The organism is Nostoc sp. DSM 114167, assembly GCF_052692655.1.
The window spans coordinates 5,584,139-5,609,535 of the sequence record NZ_CP195116.1; the positions used below are offsets into that span (position 1 = coordinate 5,584,139).

Below are 25,397 nucleotides of genomic sequence, written 5' to 3' on the forward strand. Positions count from 1 at the left end.
AACTTACTATTGAATGCGATCGCCATCAAATTGCAAAAGCTAAGATTACTATGCTTTACCTTGGTGCGATCGCATTCAAATTCGCTTGCGACTGGAATTGCTTCGTTGTTCCTCTTCTCTACAAGACGCTGGGCGATCGCAATTACATATTATTTTAGAAAAGTGGATTGCTTGGCTTGACTGAGGTGCGATCGCAATAACAATTTAGATCGTTGCAAGACTTCCCAATCCTTTATAGGTACAGTAGGCTCAAAGGGATCTTCAAAGTGAATAACTCCCGTAAAGGATAAAGTGAAGTCAAGTGGTGCGTTACACCAAGTACTAACGCACCCTATCAAAACACTAAAGAAGTAGAAATTAATCAGGAGTTAGGAATAAATAACTCCTAACTCTTGTACAGATGCGATTAATCGCGTCTCTAATTTTTACAACGCACAAGTCAACTCGCCGGCTTTTTGACTGAAGCGGTGATTCTCCCGATAATCTACGGGACAATCTATCACGGCGGGTACATCTTGAGCGAGGGCTTCTTTCAAAGTGGGAATCAAATCTAAAGCCGATTCAACTCGATAGCCTTTTAAACCCATGCTTTCGGCTAATTTGACAAAATCAGGATTACTAAAATGCACAAAAGATGAGTTTCCTTTGCCAAATTGATTTTCTTGCTTCCACTCAATTAACCCATAGCCACCATCATTGAAAATTATCGTGACAAAGGGCGTACCGACACGCAAGGCTGTTTCTAATTCTTGAGAATTCATCATAAAGCCGCCATCACCTGTGACAGCAACGACTTTGCGTTTAGGATGAACCAGTTTTGCTGCTAAAGCGCCAGGAATGGCAATACCCATAGCTGCGAAGCCATTGGAAATTATGCAAGTATTGGGACTATGGCAATGATAATGACGAGCCATCCACATTTTATGTGCGCCAACATCAGAGATGACGATATCATCAGGCCCCATCACTTGGCGTAAGTCATAAATTAACTTTTGCGGCTTGATCGGAAATCCGTCATCATGGGCATACTGTTCGTAATCAGCCCGAATCTCTGGCCTTAAACTAATAGCAAAGGGATCGGGTTTCCCTTGTCTATCTGCTAATTTTAAAATTTCATAGAGGGAATCGGAAATATCTCCCACAACTTCGGCATTGGGAATATAACTACTATCAATTTCTGCCGGATTTACCCCAATATGCACAATCGGAATTTCACCATTACGATTCCATTTCTTCGGAGAAAATTCAATCAAATCATAGCCGATCGCAATTACTAAATCTGTGTTATCAAAGGCACAGGTAATGAAGTCTCTTTGCTGTAATCCCACTGACCACAAAGCTAGTTGATGTGTGTAGGGAATCACGCCTTTACCCATGAAAGTATTGGCAACAGGTATATTCAACAAAGTAGCAAATTGCGTTACGGCATCACTGGCATGAGCGCGAATTGCTCCATTTCCGACTAAGATTAATGGGTTAACTGCTTGGCAAATTGCGGCAGCTGCTGCCCGAATGCTAGCAAAAGATGCATAAGTTTTTTCGCTATTATCCTTACGCAAAGGTTTGCCTTCGACGGGCATAGCAGCAATATTTTCTGGCAAATCAATGTGAACTGCACCGGGTTTTTCAGATTGCGATCGCTTAAATGCTTTCCGGACTACTTCTGGTGTAATACTCGGTCGTACAATCTGCTTATTCCACTTGGTAACAGGTGCAAACATTGCCACCAAATCTAAATATTGATGGGATTCAATATGCATTCTATCTGTTCCCACTTGACCGGTAATCGCCACTAAGGGCGCACCATCAAGATTAGCATCCGCTACCCCAGTCATTAAATTGGTTGCCCCAGGGCCAAGAGTAGAAAGACACACTCCAGCTTTTCCAGTTAAGCGTCCATAGACATCAGCCATGAATGCTGCACCCTGTTCGTGACGAGTCGTAATAAATTTAATTGAAGAATGTTTTAGCGCTTCCAAAACGTGAAGATTTTCTTCACCAGGAAGTCCAAAAATGTATTCCACTCCTTCATTTTCTAAGCACTGCACCAATAACTCTGCTGTATTCATTTTATTTTCCGACAACTCTATTAACGAATAAGACTTTTGTTCTTTGTCATTTGTCATTTGTTCTTTGTCCTTTGTCATTTGTCATTTGTCATTTGTTCTTTGACTAATCCTTAAAGACCAATGACCAATACTTCTCTACGAGAGGCTGCGCCAACGGCTTCGCTCAGTACAAGTGACCAATGACCAATGACCAATGACCAATACTTCTCTACGAGAGGCTGCGCCAACGGCTTCGCTCAGTACAAGTGACCAATGACCAATGACTAATCATTTAACCCACACGGTTTTAACATTGACAAACTCATGTATACCTTGGATACTCAATTCTCTGCCATATCCAGAACGCTTGATGCCACCAAAGGGCAACCGAGGATCGGATTTGACCATACTGTTGATAAACACGCTACCTGCTTCGATTTCTTCAACTAAGCGATCGCTTTCTTGTTTATTGGTTGTCCAAGCACTTGCACCTAAGCCAAAGGGTGAGTCATTAGCGAGTTTAATGGCTGCATCAATATCTGGAACCCGGAATAACAAGGCTACCGGGCCAAAGAATTCTTCTTTGGCAATTGGTGTGTCGGTGGGGATATCTATGATAATCGTTGGCGGATAAAAGTTTCCAGGACGATCTGATAAAGGATGTCCACCGGTGAGGACTTTACCACCGCTGCTAATAGCACGTTGCACTTGTTGGTCTAAATCCTGGAGAATACCAGGAGTTGCCAATGGGCCTAAATCGGTATCTGGTTGCATAGGATCGCCTACTTTCAGCGCCTCAAATTTTTCTAAAAGTAATTTTTCAAATTTGTCTGCGATCGCATCTGCGACAATAAAACGTTTCGCTGCAATACATGATTGCCCGTTATTTAACATTCGCGCTGTAGTAGCTGTGACAACTGCTGTCTCTAAGTCAGCACTTTCTAACACAATAAATGGGTCACTTCCTCCTAATTCCAAAACTGTTTTTTTAATTTGTTTGCCGGCAGCGACGGCGAGGGATGCGCCTGCTGGTTCGCTTCCGGTCAAGGTAGCAGCTTTTACGCGGTCATCAGCCATCAAATCGGCAACTTTGGCAGCGCCTATTAATAGAGTTTGAAACGCACCTTCAGGAAAATCTGCCCGTCGGATAATATCTTCAATTGCCAAGGCGCACTGCGGCACATTAGAAGCGTGTTTGAGTAAGCCGACATTCCCCGCCATGAGTGCCGGTGCTGCAAAGCGGAACACTTGCCAGAAAGGGAAATTCCACGGCATCACCGCGAGAATTGCACCTATTGGTTGATAACGTACAAAACTCTGACTAGCATCAGTTTTTACACTGACATCAGCCAAGAAATCAGGGGCGTGTTCGGCATAGTAGCGACAGACAAGGGCGCATTTTTCGGCTTCTGCGATCGCCGCTTTCAATGGTTTACCCATTTCTAGAGTCATCAATTTAGCAAATTCTGCTTTGTCCTGCTCTAAAATGTCGGCAGCTTTTTCTAGCCACTGCGATCGTTGAGAGAAACTAGTCTGACGATACTGTTCAAAAGTCCGATCGGCTAAATCGAGTTTAGCGGCAATTTCTGCATCATTGAGTGCTTCAAAGGTTTTGAGCGTTTCCCCAGTGGCGGGATTAATGGTGGCGATCGCCATTACCTGACCTCCCGTTAAAAAATAGCTTCGGTAGGCTTCCTAGTGTTACACAGATCAATTCTGGAAGCTACCACCCAAATTCTAGTCTTATAACCCAGAATTAGTTGCTGAATATTACAATTTTGCAATTATTTTTGAAATAAAATATACCAAACAATAAGTATTAATATTGATTAATTCAATCGAAGTAAAGTTGCTATAATTTGCACAATTGAGGAATCAAGCCATGACTCAAGTCTTACGCAAAGTAGTTACATTCGATGAGTTCGTTGTTAAATATCCAGATAACACAGGGAAACGTTACGAACTATATGATGGGGTAGTAGTAGAGATGCCGCAACCAACAGGCGACCATGAAGAGGTGATTGGATTTTTAGCCACAAAAATCACTTTAGAATATAGTCGCTTAAATCTTCGTTATTTTTTCCCCAAAACAGTATTCGTCAAACCAGTTGAGAACGAATCTGCTTATTGCCCAGATATCCTGATACTAAATCAGCCTAATTTAGTTAATGAACCTCGGTGGAAAAAAGAATCAACTGTTACTCAAGCAGCATCAATTCCTTTAGTCATTGAGGTAGTAAGTACCAATTGGCGTGATGATTATCTGAAAAAATACGCTGATTATGAAGAAATGGGAATTCCTGAATACTGGATTGTCGATTATGCTGCATTGGGTGGTAGAGAATTTATTGGCAAGCCCAAACAACCTACTGTTTTAGTTTGCTGTTTAGAAGAAGGTGAGTATCGCGTTAGTAAGTTTCGAGGAGATGACCGCATCGAGTCGCCAACATTTCCAGAGTTGAATTTGACCGCAGAGCAAATTTTTCGCGCTGGCACGGTCAGCGAAATTTAGCATCAGGCTATTCAACCTTTCGTAAGAGAGAGGCTGTCACAGCTATGCATAGCAATTCAAAATTCAAAACTTGTACTGAGCGTAGTCGAAGTATTCAAAATTAAGAAAGCTAGATAGAACAAATTTAAAATTGGTATTAGATATTTTTTATTTGGAAGCCCCTAACATAATTCATAATTAGTGATTTTTTCCTATTCTCATTATGCCCAATCCCTAAAGATTCATGATTGGAGTAATGATTGTTGGCACTGGCTGCAATTTTGTCTGATAAACCTTAACTAATCGCTCAATACCTTTGAAACGATAATCTCCCATTTCTTGGAAGTCTGAGGATTGTGAAAGCATTTTATGGGTGGCTTCACTAATCACGCATTCGCTAGGAGGACAAACTGCTTCCATCCGAGCAGCAAGATTAATTGTTGCGCCTAATGCCGTATAATCTACCCTTTGGGAACTACCAACATCTCCCACCACTGCTTTACCGCTATTGATCGCAATCCGTAATTGCAGGGGTTCGAGCCAAAAACCATTGGCATTCAAATGTTCGAGACGAGTGAGCATTCCCTTGGCAGCAGTAACAGCGCGCTCGGCATGATCTGCTTGCGGTTCTGGAGCGCCAAAAAATGCCATAATACAATCGCCAATATATTTATCTAAAGTGCCGCCGCAACTAAACACTTCTTTTAGCATTTCTTCAAATAAATTATTTAATAGTTGAGCGATCGCTGTTGGTGTTAATCTTTCAGAAATTGCCGTAAAGCCAACTAAATCAGCAAACAAAATGCTGATTTCGCTCTCGGCGGGAGCTAAACGACCACCCGGTAATCCGCCTACAGAGATCAACTGCTGTACAACTGCTGGAGAATGATAGCGTTCTAGTCGGTGACGAATCATCTCTTCAGTTTTGAGTTTTTCTACTAATAACCAACGCTGTACGCTAGAAGCTACAAGATTTGCTAAAGCTGAGAAAAAACTCAATTCTTCTTCACCTTCATTTGCCCAATGGTAAGAAGAAAAATTGGCATCGGCATACAGTACGCCCACAACTTTATTTTCATCCCATAAAGGCACTGCCATCGCGCTACGAATGCCTTTGACTAAAATACTCTGTTCGCTAGCAAACCTTTCATCCTGATGAGTATCACCAGTTTGAATGACGACTTTTTCTTCAAATACCTTTTGACAGATACTACGACTAATCCAACTACCATCAGAAGGAAGATTTTTCTGTTGGGAAACATTTCTAGTCGCAGCATTCATTAATTCCAAATGACCGCCACCATTGACATCAATTAATAATGCCAAGCGATCGATACTATCAAGGTAACGAAAAACTACTTGCTGCACCTGAGAAAAAATCTCTTCTATAGATGCGGCTGCACAAAGATTTTTTGCTATATCGACTAAATCTTTGAGACGGGCAATAGTTTTGTCTTTATTATTGATGTTGCCATCTTTGCTCTCAGCTGCAATCCATTGCTGTTGTAATTGTTCAACATTATGAAGGATTGTTCTTTGCTCATTAATGTCCGAAATTCCGGGATACTCAGGTGTCAGTTGAGAAACAGGGGTTGTGAGCAGCACTACCAGGCTAACATTGCCCAGCCAAACGATATCACCGTGATGTAACTCTTGGGGATAGTTAACCAGATATTTATTGACTTGCGTCCCGTTTTTGCTGCCCAAATCCTCAATAGTCCACACACCGTCAGCCGTTTTTACCAGGCGAGCATGGTTGCGGGATACTCCACCAAAAGGTAAGTACAAGTTACATTCCGGCAAACGACCAATTGTAAATACATCTTGGTCAACTGCGATCGTGGTTTCGGTATCTCCCTCTTGTAGGCGTAGCGTCAGTTCAGTCATGAGTGTGATAGATCCATCGAAGCTAGAGGTCAAGCAACTCTAAGGTAAGTTATACCCTACAGATTAACCTTCACCTTTTGTTTATGACACTGTTAACTGCATTCCGACAACTGTATATGACAGAGATTACATTGAATCTTTTCCAGAATCCGTGAAAAATCAATCTATTGAACAGCTAATGAATGTTAGCGATCGCGTTTAGTAGAACGGCGCATCTGGATTAGTGTGGGTTCCGTGTACCCTTGTTCGGTAACAGCACGGATAATTTCATTGGACAAGCCAAGATCGGAAATAAGACATAAGACTCCAAAAATAACATCGGCCTGGCGCCAATGATGGCGTCAGTCTTAGGCGGACGGATAAAAATCATTGAAAAGCTGTATGGGCAGTAGCGCAAAGACTCAGAGCCAGTGCCGCAGTCCCTCATTCTATCAGATTGCCGTCTATTGTGTTGTTTAAAGTTGCTCTGATTCAGTGTTGTGTTAAATTGGCATTACCTGCTTGTAAAGCAAAGTATTGAACTAATGGGAGAAATTCATTATCGCAATCCAAAAGCAACTGATTAATTCACAAATCAAATCACCTAGCGTCTTCTTGATTGATCATGAGAATAACAATCGTGGTCTGATCGACACCAATGAGGCGTTACAGCTAGCTGAAAGCTTAGAGCTTGACTTAGTTGTAGTCTCTCAAGGTAAAGACGCTCCAATCGCCAAGATTCTCAACTATGGGAAGCTTCAGTATCAAAAGAAAAAACGTCAGAGCCAAAGTGCTAGACCCACGGTAAAGGAAGTTCGATTCGGTCTAAACGTGGGTGTGGCTGATTATAATTTACGCATCGAACAAGCAAGTCAGTGGTTGAGTAAAGGCGATTCTGTCAAATTTGCCATTCGTTTACGAGGCCGAGAACATCAATATCGTGACAAAGCAGGAGAGATGCTAGACCGAATTGCAAACGATCTTAGTAAAGTAGGTAAAATCCAGTCGCTGGATAAACGTGCCCTAGTTATTCAAGTCATTCCTGCCTAGTTATCTGGCGATCGCTAGAGGATGTATTTGTGGCAGCTTGTAAGGAACGAAAAAAGCCTAACATAGTACTGTAGCTTCTATGGAAAAAACAGTCAATTACTCAAGGTGAATTTGAATTTCCGACCAAACAAGCGCCACGCGCCAGGATATAACCCAATCAATCGGCGCATTTAGTGATTAGGTGTGTCAAAGCATCAATCAGGCGATCGCTTTCCATTGGTATAATATCCTGTCCATGCATCACATTTTGAGTAATATGAAAATGCACTAATGCTCCTAAGAGAATTCTCGCTGTCGCCTCTGGGTCAGGTATCTTTAATTCTGGAGCCGCCAAGTAGTGAGTGAGAGTTTCGGCTACTGGCTTAATCATCACCCGAATACAAATTTGAGCTAACTCAGGAAAACGCCCAGATTCCCCGATTAAGACTCGCATAAATGCACTATGTTCTTTGTCGTTAAGCATCTGATCTAATGCTTTGGTTGCTACCTGGTGCAGTATGACAGCTGGTTCTCCCTCAATTGGTTCTGTGCCAAAAATAGAGCTGTTCTTTTTGCTTGTAAGTTGCTCTAACAGTACTTTAAAAAGTCCTTCTTTATCTTGAAAGTGGCTGTAGACTGTCGCTTTAGAAACACCAGCTGCTACCGCTACCCGATCCATGCTCGTACCAGCATAGCCATGTTGAAGGAATTCTTGCATTGCCCCTTGCAGAATTTGCTCTACTTTATCAACGGAATTATCTCGATCTACTTCGTCAGTTTTGATGCGTACCATTTATTAACTATCCTCTCTTATCAACAATATTAATAGATGCAGTAAAATGCCCCAGTACAAAATGGCGAAAATAAATATACCCTTCGTTGAAGGGGGCAGGGAGCAGGGAGCAGGGGGCAGGGGGTAGGAATAGCATTTCGCTGCATAATGCCTTTGCAAATTGATTGACAAGTTTAGTTATATCCTATTGACTAAACTAGTCAGTTTAGTTTAGCATAAATTGAACTGGACAGTTTAGTACAAGTTGCTACTGGTGGTAAGGGGGGAATAGCATGAGGGAAAACAGGAATGCAGAGAGTTTAGGGTCTTCTCAGAATCTTGTGCGATCGCCTGTTCTACTTGCAATAATTGCATCTCTAGCAATAGGTGGAATCAGTGTTTATGCGGTGATGAAGCTTCAGGCTACAGCTAATGAAAAGCAAAAAGCCCCAGTAGCAGTTCAGCCCGTGGTAAAAACAGTCACAGCATTAGGGCGGTTAGAACCCAAGGGAGAGGTAATAAAACTGTCAGCGCCTTCTTCAACTGGTGAAGGAAATCGGGTAGAGCAACTATTGGTGAAAGAAGGCGATGGCGTCAAAGCTGGGCAGGTAGTTGCGATTATGGACAACCGCGATCGCCTGCAAGCTACTTTGGGTGAAGCACAAAAACAAGTTCAAGTTGCCAAAACCCGCCTTAACCAGGTAAAAGCTGGAGCCAAACAGGGAGAAATTGGAGCGCGCCAAGCTACGGTAAATCGCGTGCAAGTAGAACTACAAGGAAATATTAAAACTCAGCAAGCCACAATTAATCGTCTAGAAGCAGAACTCCTTGGGCAACAACGCAGCTTGCAAGCAACAGTGGCTCGCGTAGCAGCCGAGAAACGTAATGCTCAAGCTGACGTGCAGCGCTACGAAACTTTATACAAAGCAGGAGCAATTTCTAGCCAGGAAGTTGATAGCAGACGCTTAAACGCCGAAACTTCCACTCAAGCGTTAATTGAAAGCCAAGCCACCCAGACAAGAACTGTCGCAACTCTACAACAGCAACTTAACGAAGCCAAAGCCAACCAGCAACAAACCCTCGCCAGCTTGCAACAGCAGATTAACGAAGCAAAAGCTAACTTGAATCAAACTGCTGAAGTCCGTCCCACAGATATAGCAAATGCACAAGCAGAGGTAGACAGCGCTCAAGCCACCGTGGAGAAAATTAGAGCAGAACTAGCACAGGCATACGTTGTGGCTCCTAAAGCCGGTCGAATTTTGGAGATTAATACACGAGCCGGAGAGACTGTTGGTAATGAAGGAATTGTGGCTCTAGGCCAAACCGACCAGATGTATGCAGTAGTAGAAGTCTACCAAAGTGATATCAAAAAAGTTCGTCCAGGACAGGATGTGCGGGTAAGTAGTGATTCCCTCCGCAATGAATTAGAGGGAAGAGTCGATTGGATTGGTATGCAAGTAAAGCGGCAAAATCTGATCAACGCCGATCCCTCAAGCAATATTGATGCCAGAGTCGTGGAAGTCCACGTACAACTGAATAAACTATCTAGCCAAAATGCTTCTAGCTTCACTAATTTGCAAGTCAAGGCGGTAATTGAATTGTGAAATTTGTCATTTGTCATTTGTACTGAGCGTAGTCGAAGTATTTGTCACTTGTACTGAGTTTCGACTGCGCGGTAATCGAGCGAAGTCGAGATTCAACTACCGCGAAGCCGTTGGCGTGGTCACTGAGCGTAGTCGAAGTGCAGCCTCTCCAAGAGTTGTATTTGTCATTTGTCAGTAGTTATTCTCCTCTGCTCCCCCGGTTACTGAGCGCAGTCGAAGTATGCTCCCTCATCTCCCCACTCCCCACTCCCCACTCCCCACTCCCCACTCCCTATTATGAAATTAATCGAACAACTGCGGCGGCGAACGCCTTTAGGATGGCTGCAACTGAGTCATGAAAAAGGCCGTCTTTTGGTGGCATTGTCAGGTATTGCCTTTGCCGATGTTCTAATGTTCATGCAGCTAGGGTTTCAGAATGCCCTGTTTGAAAGTAACACAATGCTGCATCGGAGTATGCAGGCTGATATGTTTGTCATCAGCCCCCAAGCACGTAACCTAGCATATATGTCTAGCTTTACGCGGCGGCGGTTGTATCAAGCAATGGATATACCAGGTGTAAAGTCGGCAGAAGGAATGTATGTCAACATTGTTGATTGGAAAAATCCCCAAACACATCAGAAGACGACAATATTAGTTATGGGGTTCAATCCCGATCGCCAAGTGTTAAACTTAGCGGATGTGAATCGCCAGATAGATGCTATTAAGCTACCAGATACCGTTCTGTTCGATCGCGCCTCTAGAGGAGATTATAATGAAGCGATCGCCAAAATTGAACAAGGTAAAACTGTCACAACTGAAATAGAAAGGCGGACAATTACCGTTAGCGGCTTATTTTCAGTCGGGGCTTCCTTCATAGCCGATGGTACTTTAATTACCAGCGATCAGAACTTTCTGCGACTATTTCCCAGACAAGAAGCAAGCAGTGTCAGTCTCGGTTTAGTGCAGCTGCAACCAGGCTATGACCCAAAACAGATGAAAGCAGCTTTAGAATCTCATTTAGATAAGGATGTTAAAGTTTTAACCAAAGCAGAATTTCTTGAATTTGAAATAAATTACTGGAAAACAAATACAGCGATCGGGTTTATATTCAGCCTGGGTGTAGCAATGGGGTTTTTGGTGGGCGTGATTATCGTCTATCAAGTTCTTTCTACAGATGTGAATTCTCATATAAAAGAATACGCCACTTTCAAAGCAATGGGATATAACAATCTCTACTTATTAAGTGTGGTGTTTGAAGAGGCGATAATTTTGGCAGTTTTGGGCTTTATTCCTGGAGCGATCGCACCTTTAGGACTTTATCATTTAACTCGTAATGCCACCAATTTGCCAGTTTACATGACTGTAGCACGGGCCTTGACGGTATTAACGCTGACGATGATTATGTGTGTAATTTCTGGTGCGATCGCCACCCGTAAATTACAGTCTGCTGACCCCGCAGATATGTTTTAAAATTAGTCCTTTGTCATTAGTCATTTGTCATTTGTTACTCAAAAGGATAAATGACAATCATCACGAGTAATCAAGCTATTTATGACTAGCAAACCCGTCATCTCTGTTAAAAATCTCGACCACTATTTTGGTCATGGTCAACTTCGCAAGCAAGTTCTCTTTGATATCAACCTAGATATTAATGCCGGCGAAATTATTATTATGACTGGGCCTTCTGGTTCTGGGAAAACCACACTTCTCACTTTAGTCGGCGGCTTGCGTTCTGCCCAATCTGGCAGTTTGCAGATATTAGAACAAGAACTGTGTGGCGCGAACAAAGCCCAACTTACCCAAGCGCGACGTAGTAACGGTTATATTTTCCAAGCGCACAACTTGCATGGTAGCCTAACAGCACTCCAGAACGTCAGAATGGGCTTGGAAGTGCATAAGAATATTTCGTTAGCAGAAATGAAAACTCGGTCAGCCCTAATGTTAGAGGAGGTAGGATTAGGAGAGCGCCTGAATTATTATCCTGATGATTTATCTGGGGGACAAAAACAAAGAGTTGCGATCGCTCGTGCGTTGGTCGGTCGTCCTAAAATTGTCTTAGCAGATGAACCCACCGCCGCCCTTGACAGTAAATCGGGACGAGATGTGGTCAACTTGATGCAAACACTAGCTAAAGAACAGGACTGTACTATTCTCTTGGTAACTCATGACAACCGCATTCTAGATATTGCCGATCGCATCGTCTACATGGAAGATGGCAAGTTAGTAAATGACCGTGCTGTTGTTGCAGCATCTTAAGCAGATTCTTTTTGAGCAATTCTCACAAATCAAATTTGTGAAGTAAAGAGATTTTGGAACGGTTTTTGCTACTCTTTCTAAGGATTGTATTCAAATTCGCCTTGCGATCGCACCCCTAGCCAATCTCCTGCTGGAGTTTGTCCGACTTCGTAGGTATAGCCAACATCCCAAAAACTGATACTGTAGTCGGTGCGGTTATGCAAGCACTGGTTCATAAACTGGTTGAGTTTACGGCTATTTTAGGCATCATGAACATCTTCTTAGGGATTATAAACAAATTCACTTTCTAGATAAAGCCCTACCCAATCTCCACCTAAAACTTTACCGATTACGTATATATTTTCCTGAGTCCAAAAGCTGAATCTATACATCATTACTTCTGGAAAACAATAAGCTAAAAATTTATTTATTTGCTGATATTTTAAGTACTTGGTTTCTGAGCCACTCATCTCATCTTGAAAATATTGTTTATCAGGGTAAAATTTATGGAATTTACTTATTTCCAGCATTCCCGAAGCCTGTAAAGCCATTTCAATAGCCCCCTCTTTAGTCTCAGCAGCAGCATAGACAATTTGGTGTTTATAGCTATAGTAATAACCACCACCAAAATCGCCTTCTAAATGAATTGTTCCTAATTCTGAAGTAATTGCTTTGATTTCTGAAACTAAAGTTAATGTATTTTCACTCAATGGTTTAGCGCTAATTGATTGAAGCTGCTTAGAGCGAAAAATTTGCTGTTGAGAAATTTCTGTTTCTTTATAAATGGTAGGACAGACACAAATCCAATCATTATCTATTGTTTTACCAACAATAATACCGATTGAAGTATTGGGTAGGAGGTAACAGGAAACTTTTAAATCGAAAGATTTTAATTCTTGCAATTTTTCACTCAGTATTTTAAATAACGCTTTGATTTTATTTGACCTATTATTCTCCTCATCTTTTTTAAAACAAAAATTATTAAAAATTCTCAAATACTCCATTGATTGCCAGCCTAAAATTGTTTTTTCAACATCTGTCAATTGTAACCAGTCTTTAATAAGACTCAATTTTAGTATATCAAATTCCCCATATTCAGAGACTTCCCAAACAAATGGAGAAATATATCCACCGTCTTCATGTCCGGGTAAATTAAAGTTTGAATTAGGCTCAATAATAACTTCTAATGTTCCTAGAATTTGCTCTGTTTCTGGCTGCATAGTTAAATAGGTATAATTTAATTTTTTATTGACGGATATGTTAATATTTGCAATTAGTCTCTATGTTAAGAGAATGACTAATTTAGGAAAATGGTTGTAGTAAAGCAGTTTGAAATGGTTGTAACAGAATACCAAGAATTTTGTCAACATCATTAATGTAGTATTCAACTATGTCAATGTATGCTGTTAGTCCTTCCAACATTAAAAATCGCCAGTTAGTTCCACTAGTGACAACTCCATAGATTGTCTTAACTTCTTGTTGAATATTTTGATTGAATAATTGGGCAGCTATCATAGTGGCAATACATTGTCCTAAACCACCTTTGATATTTTCGTTTTTCGCCTCAATAATTGTAATTACAGGCGCTTTAATGTAAAACTGTTCTTCAGAACCACAGAGAATGAAATCACAAAATCCATTCAATCCTTTACTACTATCTACATCGAAATCTGTACCGGAAAACAGAGAAATTTGATAATTTAACTGCCGTCTAACTTCCGTAAGAGCTGGCATAATTAGTAATTCTGAACGGGCTTTTTCTGTGTTGATGGCAGTTGCTAGTTGAGTATATTCTTCTAAGAGCGTTGTTAAGGTGGCTGAAGGTTGAATAGGCGACACATCTTTGAATAGATTGCGCTTTTCATCAATTACAAGCTGAAAAGTCTCTCGAACTTTGGCGAGTGTGAAATCACTGTATGCCATCTGCAACATCCTCCATTATTCACAAGTTATACCAATTCTCTAAAATCCAGCAACAAATTCAAACTCTAAAACCCCCACTAAGTCTGACAAATATTAATTACGAATTACGAACTTGTACTGAGCGACTTGCCCTGAGCGTAGTCGAAGGGAGTCGAAGTATACGAATTACGAATTAGTATTAACTCTAGCGGCTGCGCGGACAATCCGGTTGCTATCTTCAGCAAGTTGCTGGCGTAAAACGCTTGGAGTTCCAGAATTATCAGCAACGGCGTAGCGTTCCAGCCAGGATGCAGACTGCGCTGCTTGAGTCAGTACTTCATGGGGAGTTAGCGGATGGAGGAGTGTGACAAACCGCACAAAGGCATTTTCTGAACTTGCGTATTCTGCAAGTATGCTGACTAAATCATCAGTGCTGGGGTTGTAGAGGCGGTTGAGTCCGCGCAAGGTGGGACTAGTTTGGTGGGTGGTGGGTTGGACAATCAAATCGCGGAGGCTTTCGCGGATGGGTGCAGGGGTGTTGGGATTTTGAGCAACTGCGCGGCGGACTTCGACTTTTTCATCGTTTGCCAGTTGTGTCAGTATTGTTTCAGGTAGGTTAGAATTGCTAGCCGCAGCAGTGCGGACACTAGAGTTTTCGTCACCTGCGAGAAGTTGTAAAACAGTAATTGGTGTATTGGGATTAGTCGCTACTTTGATTCGCACCTCTACTTGTTCATCTCGCGCCAGTAATTCCAAAACACTTACAGGTGCATTGATTGTAGCCGCAACAGCTTCACGCACGGATATTTCCGTATCTTCTGCTAACTGTAACCACAACGCCTCTGTCAAATTGGGATGGCGAACTAAACAAACACGCACTTCTACACAAGGATCTTGGACAAGAATACCCAGCAATTGCGGTGTTAAGCTGGGATTGTACGCAAGCGATCGCACTATACTATCATCAGTTGTAGGTGGAATAAACGAGCGAGGATCGGGTGTTGCACCAATAAATTCTCTTCTTGCTAAAATCTCCAGTGCCTCAATAGGTGTGCGAGGATTACCAGCTATTGAATGCAGCACATCATTATGATCGCCCGGAAATACACTTTTGAGCATATCCACTGTTTGATTTGGCGTATTTCCTGAATTTTGGGTACTCAGAACAATTTGAGCAAGTGCGCGAGGCGGTGTGTTGGGATTGCGAACAACTTCCAAACGAGTTGTAAAATCTGGGTTACTAGCTAGCATTTCTAAAGTTTCAGGAAATGTATTAGCATTACTGGCGACAGCACGAACTGTAGCTACATAAGAGTCTCTAGCTAACTGTCTTAAAACGGTGGCTGGTGTATTAGGGTGAGATGCGACTCGATAACGCACTGAACTATCAGTGTGACTTGCTAACTGTGACAAAGTTTCCACAGGCATTTGTGAACCTTTGACAGGATGTTTAATAAAATCAGCAAGATTTTTGCTACTCATGCTTTTAACGGCCTGAGCAAGTACAATTCCTGGGGTATTAGGGTTACGTTGATTTACGAGATTTTCTTCTAAGCCTAAGCGAGTGAGAATTGTGACAGGAGTATTGGGGTTAGCAGTTAGTTTTGCTTTTACTTCACGGCTGGTATCGTTGGCTAACCGCGTCAAAATTTCAACATTTGAATCGGGATGTTCTGCAACTTTGGCTCTGACTTGCTCAGATTCATCTTGCGCCAATATTTCTAATAGTTGAATAGGGGTTGATGTTTTATTATGAGATGATTTATGGAGAAGCCATAAACGCACATTCAAGCTTTTATCTCGCGCCAGTTCTAGCAAACTTTGGAGTGGTAAATTGGCATTTTGTAAAACAACTTGACGCACGGTTTCATCTGCATCTTTTGCCAGTTGTTCCAAGACTTGAATCGGAGTTTTATTACTACGTGCTGCGGTCAATTTAGCTTTTTGATCTCCCTTTTGCACAACCTGCGTTAAAGCATGATGACTATCGGGACGACGTGCTATTAGTTCATTTGCTTTTGCAGTTTCTTCTGCTTCTGATTGAGCTAGAAGCAAACGGTAATATCCCAAAATCATTTGTTTGTATTCTTTTGCTATCAGCATTTGTTGATGTTCATCTAAGTAAGGTAAGTTGATATTTATCAACGCGCATCTCCGTACTTGTATGTCACTATCTTTCACTAGCTCAATTAAAACTTCCGCGGGGATTGAGGGATTTTTCGCTACATAACAACGGATGATGCTATCTGATGATTTTGCCAGTTCTGCCAAGGTGTTAGGTGATGTTTTTGGATCTTGGCTTTGTTGCTCTAAGCTTTGCTGTTTATCTTGTGGTCTAGATCCTGATGAAATATGATAAACATGGTCAGTTGACTTTGTTGCTAATACACGCTTTTTGATAGCTTTCGGTGTTTTCGGATTGCTGAGAACTGCTTCCCGTACTTGAAAGCTTGAATCTTGAGCCAATTGTTTGAGTGTAGTTCCTAATACTTGTGGATGTTTAGCAATATTAATTCGCATTGACTCTAATGAATCATTTGCTAAAAGTTCGAGAATTTCTCCTGATATGTTTGGCTGATTGATTACCGAATTAACGTAATAGTAAAAATTTTTTTCACTGCGATCGCGTACCAGTTGCTCTATAATACTTAGGGGTAAATTTTTCCTTTGAGTAATAATTGTACGTTTGTGTTTGGGATATAGTTTTAATAATGCTTGCTCTGAAGTCTTCGGATGTTTTGCTAGAGCCGTTTGAATTTCGTTATCAGTATGGTTTGCAAGCAAATTGAGTGCTTCTGTTGGAGTGAAAGGATTCTTCGCTACCGCTAACTGAATTGCATATACTGCATTTCCAGCCAACTGCATCAGTGTCTCTGTCGGTGTTTCTGGATTCTTCGCTACCGCTAACTGAATTTTGTCCACCGCATCCCCAGCCAACTGCATCAGCGTCTCTGCTGTCGCTGAGGGATTTTGCGCCACAGCCAACCGCACCCACGCCCAGCGACTCTGCCCCAACATCGCTAATTGTTCGCTATCAGTATTCCAGTCAGATGCAACGGCATACTGTCCTTCCACGAGTTCAATTAATGGTGGTGGACAACTGGGATTAAATTTCACCGCCAACCGGACTGGTAATTCTAAATCACCCGCCAACTGTTCCAACACTGCTGACGGCGTTTCTGGCGACTCTGCTACCTGTAACCTTGGTTCTAAAGTTGGTTCCTGTGACAGTCGTTGTAATAATTGCAACCGATAACGCAAGGGCATTTGAGGATTTCGCAACCCTTGAATTAGTCGCTCAGATGGAACCCATTCGCTGAGAAAGCAAGGAGGTACAGTCCCGATTTTGAGTAATTCCACCGCCAATCGGTCGTTTTGCCCTAGCTGACGCTGTTGCAGGATTTCATCAACTGCTTGCTGCCAGCCGTCTGTTATTTCTCCTGCCAAATTTACGTGTAAACTTGCTGCTTCTGCTACCTGCTCATCAGGACTATTAACTAGAATCTCTAAAAGACTACGCGGTGTTTGATGGAAACTAGCAACGGCTAATTGCAACGCTACTGACTGTTGCAATAACTCCTCTGGTGCTGACAAAAATCTTTGCAAATCCGATCCGCTAACTGGTTGAAGAGGTTGCATGGCTGTACAACTAAACTTGTTAGTACATTTATACTATATCAAGGAATACGTCAAAACTATTGTGATTTTGTATCCCTATCTTTATAATTCCCAATAGCAAACAGACTTAATACAGTAATCCTATTTGATTTGTGACAATTGCAAGCTACAGGTGTCCCAATGCAGTTTGGTTAATGTTTCGTTTTAACCTTTGAATGGAATTATAGGGATTCTTGTGCTTTATGAGATACAAAAATCCTAGCCTGCAAGTGAAGAGGAGAATATGATGTACCTAATACGATTAGTAAACGCTATTATGATCAAAATTTGATATAAATTTCCACCGCTCTTAATCACACCAAATATTTTTTTTATTTACTTAATTTGATTATGATTGTTGGCGCTGTTACAACCCGTAAATTTAAAACCGTTTACTATACCTGAGTACTTTCATAAAATAAAAGTAGTTTGCTAAAAACATAAACCTCTAATTCGCTAGAGATAATCGTTGTTATCCTAGCCAGATAAATCACTTTATCTAAGTAAAATCTCAACAATTTCCAAATTATTTTATGGACTTGGAAGTGATAAATCAACAATCACTGACTCAAGAAGTAGGAATTAGCAAACAAGTACGGAGAAAAGCCTAATCTATTCTTTTTTCTGCGCCACTAGTTAAGAGGTAATCTATGGTGCGAAACTCAAAGCTAGGGTACAGAACGTTCCCTAAGTCTATTCTGCGTCCATCCGTTGCTATAGGTATAACTATATCTTTATTGGTTGGCGGCATAAGTTTTTATATAGTAAAACGTGGGCAAAATTATGCCAATCAAGAGGCACAAGTGCCAGCAACACAATTGCCACAGTTAAAAACGGTAACAGCTTTAGGGCGACTCGAACCACAGGGAAAGGTAATTAAACTCTCTGCTGCGGTGTCTGCGGAAGGAAGTCGGGTAGAAAAGTTGTTGGTAAAGGAAGGGGATAGGGTAAAAGCAGGACAAGCGATCGCAATTTTAAACAGTCGCGATCGCCTCCAAGCAGCATTCAAAGAGGCGCAAGAACAAGTAAAAGTAGCCCAGGCAAACCTAAACCGCACCCAAGCAGGTGCTAAACGCGGTGAAATTGTTGCCCAAAAAGCTGCGATCGCTCGTCTAGAAGCCGAACGCCAAGGTGATATTAATGCCCAAGCCGCAACAATTGAGCGATTCCAAGCCCAAGTGCGTAACGCCCAAGCAGAAGACGAACGCTATCAGCAACTATATCAACAAGGCGCAATTTCCGCCTCTCAAAGAGATAGTAAGCGTTTAAACTTGGAAACCGCCCAAAAAAGCTTGCAAGAAGCCCAAGCACAATTAAATCGTACCCAATCAACTAGTCAGCAACAAGTTAAACAAGCTACAGCAACACTTGATGAAATTGCCGAAGTGCGCGGAGTGGATGTAGAATCAGCCCAAGCAGAAGTCAATCGTGCCATAGCAGCCATGAATCTAGCAAAAGTTAATCTTGAACAGGCTGTAGTGCGATCGCCCCAAAATGGACAGGTATTTGAGATCCATACCCATCCTGGAGAATTAGTATCAAATGATGGCATTGCAGATATTGGACAAACCAGCCAGATGTATGTCATCGCCGAAGTCTACGAAAGCGATATCGGCAAAGTGCATTCAGGACAGCAAGTGCGAATTTTTGGTGATAACCTCCCGATTGAATTGCAGGGAATCGTAGATCGCAAAGGCTTGCAAGTGCGACGACAGAATGTCATTAACACAGATCCCGTCAGCAATATCGACAACAGAGTAGTAGAAGTCCACATCCGACTAGATGAAACTTCCAGCCAAAAAGCCGCCACCTTAACCAATATGCAAGTTAAGGCAGTAATTGAATTGTGAAATTTGTCATTTGTCATTTGTCATTTGTCATTTGTCATTATTTCTTATTCTCCCCTGCCCCTCTGCTCCTCTGCTCCCCTGCTCCCTCATCTCCCCACTCCCCACTCCCCACTTCTTATAATGGGATTGATCAAACAACTGCGACGGCGAACCCCTCTAGGATGGCTACAACTGAATCATGAAAAAAGTCGTCTTTTAGTGGCATTATCAGGCATTGCCTTTGCGGATCTTCTCATGTTCATGCAGCTAGGTTTTCAAACTGCGCTGTATGACAGTAACACTAGACTACATCGCAGTTTGCAAGCAGACATTGTTTTAACCAGTCCCCAAGCCCGTAACTTAGCAAGCTTGTCTATATTTTCTCGGCGGCGACTTTACCAAGCAATGGATATACCAGGGGTGAAGTCGGCAGAACCGATGTATTTCAACAATACAATCTGGAAGAATCCCCAAACACACCGTGAGACTGGAGTGTTAGTTATCGGCTTTAACCCAGACAAGCCAGCTTTTGACTTACCCGATGTTAACCAGCAATTACAAGCGATCAAAATGCCGGATACCGTCTTGTTCGATCGCGGTGCAAGAGGAGATTATCAAAAAGCGATCGCTCAAATTGATCGAGGTAAAACCCTGACTACTGAAATAGAACGGCGCACAATTACCATTAGTGGCTTATTCCAAGTCGGGGCTTCCTTTGGCTTTGATGGCAACCTGATTACCAGCGATCAAAACTTTTTGCGGCTATTTTCTGGGCGACAGTCCAGCAGTGTCAGTCTAGGTTTGATTCTTCTAAAACCAGGCTATGACCCGAACAAAGTAGCAGCAATGCTCAAAGCCTACCTCAGAGATGATGTCAGAGTATTAACCCACGCCGAATTTATTGAATTTGAAAATGACTTTTGGAGAACAAATTCCCCAATTGGGTTTATTTTCAGTCTAGGTGTCTCAATGGGATTTGTGGTAGGCACGATCATCGTCTATCAAGTCCTCTCTAACGATGTTAATGCCCACGTTCGAGAATACGCCACCTTTAAAGCAATGGGATATCGCAATTACTACCTACTAGGTGTGGTGCTTGAAGAATCGTTGATCTTAGCAGCATTGGGCTTCTTTCCCGGATTAGGAGTGTCCTTAGTGCTTTATCAACTGACTCGCAGTGCGACAAATTTGCCCATGTACATGACCGCGATTCGGACATTACAGGTATTAGTACTGACCATCATTATGTGTACAATTTCCGGTGCGATCGCCACCCGTAAACTCCAAGCCACCGACCCCGCTGATATGTTTTAAATTTTTCATTGGTCATTTGTTACTCAAAAGAACTAATGACTAAGGATAAATGACAATCATCATGAGTAATCGAGCTATTTATGACTAGCAAACCCGTCATCTCTATTAAAAATCTTGACCACCACTTTGGTCACAGCTCACTCCGCAAGCAAGTTTTATATAATATCAACTTAGAGATTAATGCTGGCGAAATTATTATCATGACTGGGCCTTCTGGTTCTGGAAAGACTACCTTACTGACCTTAGTGGGTGGATTGCGTTCTGCCCAATCTGGTAGTTTGCAGGTGTTGGGACGAGAACTTTGTGGTGCTAGTGCTGAAGAACTAGTAAAAGCACGACGCCATAACGGTTATATTTTCCAAGGACATAACTTGCATGGTAGTTTAACGGCACTTCAAAACGTCAAAATGGCTTTAGAATTGCACAAACATCTTGGGTTAAAAAAGATGCGAGCTAGGTCAGCCCAAATGTTAGAGCAAGTAGGATTGCGAAATCATTTGCATTACTATCCCGATCGACTGTCTGGGGGACAAAAACAACGAGTAGCGATCGCTCGTGCTTTAGTCAGTCATCCTCAAATAATCCTCGCGGATGAACCCACCGCTGCCCTTGACAGTCAATCAGGACGAGATGTAGTCAATCTTATGCAAAAACTGGCAAAAGAACAAGGCTGTAGCATCTTGATGGTTACTCATGACAACCGTATCCTAGATATTGCCGATCGCATAGTTCAGATGGAAGATGGCATACTCAAGTCAAAAGTAATACTATCAGCCTAAAGTTAATTAGCGTATTCCATCATTCAGAGTTGATTTATAAAGTAAATCTGAAGTATGGCGTGGCAGACTCACATGTTTGCCTTAATATCATAGTTTTTTGGCAACTAAAGCGCTATTCTCAGTAAGTTTCAAAATATTTCCGAATGGTATGTATATAGTTTAATTTATCTTCACTGACTTACTCGCCTAGTTTAAGTAATTTCCCCATACCAATTTCAACCTAAGAATGTGATATTAGTGTCCAGTTGAAAAAGTGTCCAGTTGATTCCGAGATTTCCTTCAAGTATTATTTATGTAATCACAGTTAAATTTTATGCTCATTGCCAATGTCATACACCTTGGTTATTAGAGTCAAGACCAATTTCCTAAAATTACAGATAAAATGATTCGCCCTTGCAATCCATAAATACCTGAAGAATTTCCGAAAATTTATGGTTGTCAACAACATCGGCTTCAAACAGGAAATACTAGCGATAATAAGCTAATCTATTTTCCAATACAAGCAAGGGTTTTTGTAATTCTATGATTATTGAGAATAGCGCTAGTAGTTCAAACAAAAAGTTGCTTGGTTTTGATGTCAAAATTTTGACAGCCAATTGCCGTGCAAAAAATGTGTTAAAGGGAATATTTGCTGTTCTCCCGATCGCCTTGGCATTACCTGTAGATGCTTTGCAAGTAAAGGTGATTCCAACTAATCCTAAATTAGGGGATACACTCTCGGTGGAGATTAATCTAAATAATCCAGAGAATGGTAAAAATCCAACAGTAGCCACTGGTAAAAATACATACCCAGCCTTTGAAATTGCACCCAATCAGTATCGGGCTTTTGTTCCCACAACTCCACTAGAAAAAGCTGGAACTAGAACACTCCGAGTTGCAGGGGATGGTCAAGTGCAAAACTTGGCAGTGAATGTGCTTAATCGCAAATTCCCCGTACAACGTATTACTTTGCCACCTGGTAAAGCTGGAGTGGATGCCACAGAGTATGAACTCAAGCGTGTGGCAGCTTTGAAAGCGCTACAAACACCAGAAAAGTATTGGAATGGAGTATTCCTGAAGCCAAATGCAGGGCGGATGAGTACAAACTATGGTGTACGTCGCTACTATAATGGTACATTTGCAAAAGACTACTATCATCGTGGTCTTGACTACGCTGGTGCTGCCGGTTCACCGGTAATTGCCCCAGCCGCTGGGCGAGTTGCTTTGGTAGGTAGGGTATCCCAAGGGTTTCGGATACACGGTAACGTAGTTGGCATTGACCACGGTCAAGGAGTAACCAGTATTTTCATGCACCTGAGTCGTATTAACGTTAAAGAAGGTGATTTTGTGAAAGCTGGTCAACTAATTGGTGCAGTAGGTTCAACAGGTGCAGCCACGGGACCACATTTACACTGGGGTCTGTATGTCAACGGACAATCTGTCGATCCAACACCTTGGCGAACTAAGGTCGTTAACTAGTAGAGGCAGAATCGATCGTGTCTTTGCATAATTTGTGTATTTTTTGCTGAGAATTAGGCAAAATAAATTGGATTGATACCGTCCCTACCAAGCTTTGCCAACATAAATGATGATAAGCGTTATGAGTATCGAAAAAATTGTAGAACAAGCTCTCCAGGATGGTTATTTGACACCAGCAATGGAAGCAGAAGTCGGTAGAATCTGTGATAACGCCTCAGAACTCTCAATTGAAGAGTATATGGCGTTGGATCGGCTGATGGGTGCGCTATTGACTGGTGAGGTAGTGGCGGTACCTCGCAAACAATTTATTAACGTTATGGAAGAATTGGTGCTGACGGAAGCGATCGCCCGAGTCGCAGAAATTGAAGCTACCAGCGAAAGTTCTTTAGATGTCGGGGATATTGCTGCCTACGCTCTCAATCGGCTACCACCTTTGTATGCTACTACAGAAGAGGGTGCTAACTTCCAGCGCCAAACGGCTCAGGCACAACTGCAAGACTTAATTTCTCAACAAATAAGTGAGGCAATTAACCGTTACCTCGATCGACCCAATTTCTTCCCAGAACGTCAAGCTTTGGGTAAAAATACTGGCAATGAGGTTGTACGCCAAGTTAGTGCTTTACTCCAAACTTATGCACCTAACTTTGAGCAAAAATTATAATTTTAAGAGTCATTAGTCATTAGTCATTGGTCATTGGTCATTAGTCATTAGTCATTAGTCATTTGTTTTAGACAAAGGACAAAGGACAAAGGACTAATGACTTTTAACTAATTAATCACGTACTAACACTTTTGTCCCTATACTCACTTGTTCATATAACAATCGGACATCAGAATTTCGCATTCTTAAGCAGCCGTGGGATACAGCCGTTCCTACCAGGTCAACATCCGGCGTGCCATGAAAGCCAATTTCATTGCGTCCATCTGACCAAAAACCAATCCATCTATCTCCCAAAGGACTATCCGTACCAGCCTGAAATACTTTGCCAGTAATCGGGTGACGCCAGATTGGATAGTGTCGCATGTGGATCACCTGGAAAGAACCTGTAGGCGTTTCCCAACCTTTCTTACCAACAGCAATGGGATAGCTGGCGATCACCTCGTCTCCTGCATATACATAGGTGCGGCGATCGCTTAAATCAACCACCACTTGCGTCTTGACATTTGCCAGCCTACTAGATGGTACTTGTTGGGCTGAAGCCTGAGACCACAGACCTTTTGGCCAACTATCTGCAATTGGATTTTGTCTTTCTACTTTCGCCACCACCTGCGTCTGAGTTGGTAGGTCACTTGCTTTAGCTACATTATTCTTAATAATTTGGGGCTTAGTTTGTGGCTGAATGGTAGCAGGCTTGAGTTTAGAAGCCTTAGGAATAGTTGCTTTCGCTAGATTCTTCTTAATTATTTGCGACTTATTAATAGTAGAAGCCCTACGAGTAGTTGTTTTAGTTAGATTCTTCTTAATTATTTTTGATTTAGTTTTAGGTTTAATAGCAGAGGACTTTGGTGTAAACGTCCTCTGGGCAGTCGAGCCTTGGGTAACTTTATCAGGTGGCACAGATCCACCCAGCGCAATTTCCCCCAAACTCACTTGGGAAAGATTCTTGTAGACTCCCTCTGTCCGGCTTCCCTTAAGATTGGTTCGGGTAGAATCTTGCCGCATCGAAGTAGATGCAGACTTCTCATATTGCCGTTCCGCCGTACTAATGCGCCAATGGACAGCTAAGGATAAAAATGCTGTGCCAAAACAAAGCAGCATTACCATACGCCCTACAGATTCGTTTCTTACCATTGCCATCGCCTATTGTTTATCCCTGACATATCCAGCCGAGCAATTGAATGAGTTCATCATCCGATTATCAAAAATTTATCAATACTTATCATTTCCGCTGTAAATCTGCCAACACCTCTGGGCAAACTAAGACTATATAAATTGTCCCAGTGGCAAAATTCCAAGTGAGCAACCTCATTCCTCAAAAGTTTTGAGGGTCGTAAGCCTCTTTTCGGACTTTTTGGTGGAACTCTTGAAATGTAGCAATCAATCATTAATGGTGTAGGTGGATGAAAACTCATGTTTGAAAAACTATTGCTAGCGGTAACAATTACATTTTCCCTGAATTTATTTTTTCAAGTTCGCGTACCAGAGCCACATAGCTCTAGTACTGCTTTCGGTTCACAACCAGAACAATCAGCTACTATTCTGGTAACGAAATCAAAAAATTAAATCACCATCTTAGCAACCACAGCAACCTAACTTCCAGAAATTATTACCCGAATTTTAAAGGTATGAAGAAGTTAGAATTACAAAATTTTATCTTCATTTTTATAGCTAAATTTAATTATCTCGATCAAGCGTATATACCCAGTTGCTAAAAGTACTAAAATGTGTATCACATCGCGCCTTTGTTCGTCAGATCGCTCTTAGGCAACTATG

At 41.9% G+C, this 25,397-nt stretch carries 20 protein-coding genes; 11 read left to right on the plus strand and 9 right to left on the minus strand.

Going from position 1 to position 25,397, the window contains the following annotated elements:
- Positions 1-425 precede the first annotated feature (425 nt).
- Positions 426-2,069, minus strand: coding sequence for an acetolactate synthase large subunit (locus NSTC731_RS23805; protein WP_445632156.1), 1,644 nt, complete (start codon positions 2,067-2,069; stop codon positions 426-428).
- A 267-nt stretch (positions 2,070-2,336) separates the two neighbouring features.
- Positions 2,337-3,704 carry an NAD-dependent succinate-semialdehyde dehydrogenase gene (locus tag NSTC731_RS23810; RefSeq protein WP_445627084.1) on the minus strand — a complete coding sequence of 456 codons (1,368 nt, stop codon included), beginning with the start codon at positions 3,702-3,704 and terminating at the stop codon, positions 2,337-2,339.
- A gap of 226 nt (positions 3,705-3,930) precedes the next feature.
- Between NSTC731_RS23810 and NSTC731_RS23815 the strand changes: the two genes are divergently transcribed.
- Positions 3,931-4,560 (plus strand): Uma2 family endonuclease, encoded by a 630-nt coding sequence (locus NSTC731_RS23815; protein ID WP_445627085.1) that lies wholly within the window; start codon positions 3,931-3,933, stop codon positions 4,558-4,560.
- A gap of 213 nt (positions 4,561-4,773) precedes the next feature.
- Here the strand turns inward: NSTC731_RS23815 and NSTC731_RS23820 are convergent, their stop codons facing one another.
- Positions 4,774-6,426 (minus strand): adenylate/guanylate cyclase domain-containing protein, encoded by a 1,653-nt coding sequence (locus tag NSTC731_RS23820; protein WP_445627086.1) that lies wholly within the window; start codon positions 6,424-6,426, stop codon positions 4,774-4,776.
- Between the two features lie 561 nt (positions 6,427-6,987).
- Here NSTC731_RS23820 and infC point away from each other — a divergent pair.
- Complete coding sequence (gene infC, locus NSTC731_RS23825; protein ID WP_445632157.1) at positions 6,988-7,455, plus strand: translation initiation factor IF-3; 468 nt, start codon at positions 6,988-6,990, stop codon at positions 7,453-7,455.
- A 157-nt stretch (positions 7,456-7,612) separates the two neighbouring features.
- Here infC and NSTC731_RS23830 read toward each other — a convergent pair whose 3' ends face one another.
- Positions 7,613-8,227 carry a TetR/AcrR family transcriptional regulator gene (locus NSTC731_RS23830; protein ID WP_445627087.1) on the minus strand — a complete coding sequence of 205 codons (615 nt, stop codon included), beginning with the start codon at positions 8,225-8,227 and terminating at the stop codon, positions 7,613-7,615.
- A gap of 272 nt (positions 8,228-8,499) precedes the next feature.
- Between NSTC731_RS23830 and NSTC731_RS23835 the strand changes: the two genes are divergently transcribed.
- The 3 genes from NSTC731_RS23835 (at position 8,500) to NSTC731_RS23845 (ending at position 12,045) form a co-directional block, all read left to right on the plus strand.
- Entirely contained in the window at positions 8,500-9,810 is a 1,311-nt protein-coding gene (locus NSTC731_RS23835; protein WP_445627088.1) for an HlyD family efflux transporter periplasmic adaptor subunit, read from the plus strand.
- A 276-nt stretch (positions 9,811-10,086) separates the two neighbouring features.
- The gene (devC, locus tag NSTC731_RS23840; protein WP_445627089.1) at positions 10,087-11,259 is read left to right on the plus strand and encodes an ABC transporter permease DevC; all 1,173 of its coding nucleotides are present in this window, start codon (positions 10,087-10,089) and stop codon (positions 11,257-11,259) included.
- Between the two features lie 81 nt (positions 11,260-11,340).
- Entirely contained in the window at positions 11,341-12,045 is a 705-nt protein-coding gene (locus tag NSTC731_RS23845) for a DevA family ABC transporter ATP-binding protein (RefSeq protein WP_445627090.1), read from the plus strand.
- 77 nt (positions 12,046-12,122) lie between these two features.
- Here the strand turns inward: NSTC731_RS23845 and NSTC731_RS23850 are convergent, their stop codons facing one another.
- The 4 genes from NSTC731_RS23850 to NSTC731_RS23865 form a co-directional block, all read right to left on the minus strand.
- A complete protein-coding gene (locus NSTC731_RS23850; protein ID WP_445627091.1) occupies positions 12,123-12,260 on the minus strand; it encodes a hypothetical protein in 138 nt (45 codons plus the stop codon).
- A 45-nt stretch (positions 12,261-12,305) separates the two neighbouring features.
- Positions 12,306-13,244, minus strand: coding sequence for a hypothetical protein (locus tag NSTC731_RS23855; protein ID WP_445627092.1), 939 nt, complete (start codon positions 13,242-13,244; stop codon positions 12,306-12,308).
- A gap of 82 nt (positions 13,245-13,326) precedes the next feature.
- Positions 13,327-13,947 carry a hypothetical protein gene (locus NSTC731_RS23860; RefSeq protein WP_445627093.1) on the minus strand — a complete coding sequence of 207 codons (621 nt, stop codon included), beginning with the start codon at positions 13,945-13,947 and terminating at the stop codon, positions 13,327-13,329.
- 165 nt (positions 13,948-14,112) lie between these two features.
- A complete protein-coding gene (locus tag NSTC731_RS23865) occupies positions 14,113-17,565 on the minus strand; it encodes a HEAT repeat domain-containing protein (protein WP_445627094.1) in 3,453 nt (1,150 codons plus the stop codon).
- Between the two features lie 671 nt (positions 17,566-18,236).
- Between NSTC731_RS23865 and NSTC731_RS23870 the strand changes: the two genes are divergently transcribed.
- The 5 genes from NSTC731_RS23870 to NSTC731_RS23890 all read left to right on the plus strand — a co-directional run bounded on the left by NSTC731_RS23870 (position 18,237) and on the right by NSTC731_RS23890 (position 23,624).
- Positions 18,237-19,433 (plus strand): ABC exporter membrane fusion protein, encoded by a 1,197-nt coding sequence (locus NSTC731_RS23870; protein WP_445632158.1) that lies wholly within the window; start codon positions 18,237-18,239, stop codon positions 19,431-19,433.
- Positions 19,434-19,553: 120 nt separating this feature from the next.
- On the plus strand, positions 19,554-20,726 hold the full coding sequence (gene devC / locus NSTC731_RS23875) for an ABC transporter permease DevC (RefSeq protein ID WP_445627095.1): 1,173 nt from the start codon (positions 19,554-19,556) through the stop codon (positions 20,724-20,726).
- A gap of 80 nt (positions 20,727-20,806) precedes the next feature.
- Positions 20,807-21,505, plus strand: a complete 699-nt coding sequence (locus tag NSTC731_RS23880) for a DevA family ABC transporter ATP-binding protein (RefSeq protein WP_445627096.1) — start codon at positions 20,807-20,809, stop codon at positions 21,503-21,505.
- 522 nt (positions 21,506-22,027) lie between these two features.
- Complete coding sequence (locus NSTC731_RS23885; protein ID WP_445627097.1) at positions 22,028-22,963, plus strand: M23 family metallopeptidase; 936 nt, start codon at positions 22,028-22,030, stop codon at positions 22,961-22,963.
- Positions 22,964-23,084: 121 nt separating this feature from the next.
- Positions 23,085-23,624 (plus strand): late competence development ComFB family protein, encoded by a 540-nt coding sequence (locus NSTC731_RS23890; RefSeq protein WP_190909652.1) that lies wholly within the window; start codon positions 23,085-23,087, stop codon positions 23,622-23,624.
- Between the two features lie 111 nt (positions 23,625-23,735).
- Here NSTC731_RS23890 and NSTC731_RS23895 read toward each other — a convergent pair whose 3' ends face one another.
- The gene (locus tag NSTC731_RS23895) at positions 23,736-24,755 is read right to left on the minus strand and encodes a L,D-transpeptidase family protein (protein ID WP_445627098.1); all 1,020 of its coding nucleotides are present in this window, start codon (positions 24,753-24,755) and stop codon (positions 23,736-23,738) included.
- Between the two features lie 279 nt (positions 24,756-25,034).
- Here NSTC731_RS23895 and NSTC731_RS23900 point away from each other — a divergent pair, with 279 nt between their 5' ends.
- A complete protein-coding gene (locus tag NSTC731_RS23900; protein WP_445627099.1) occupies positions 25,035-25,187 on the plus strand; it encodes a hypothetical protein in 153 nt (50 codons plus the stop codon).
- Positions 25,188-25,397: the final 210 nt, after the last annotated feature.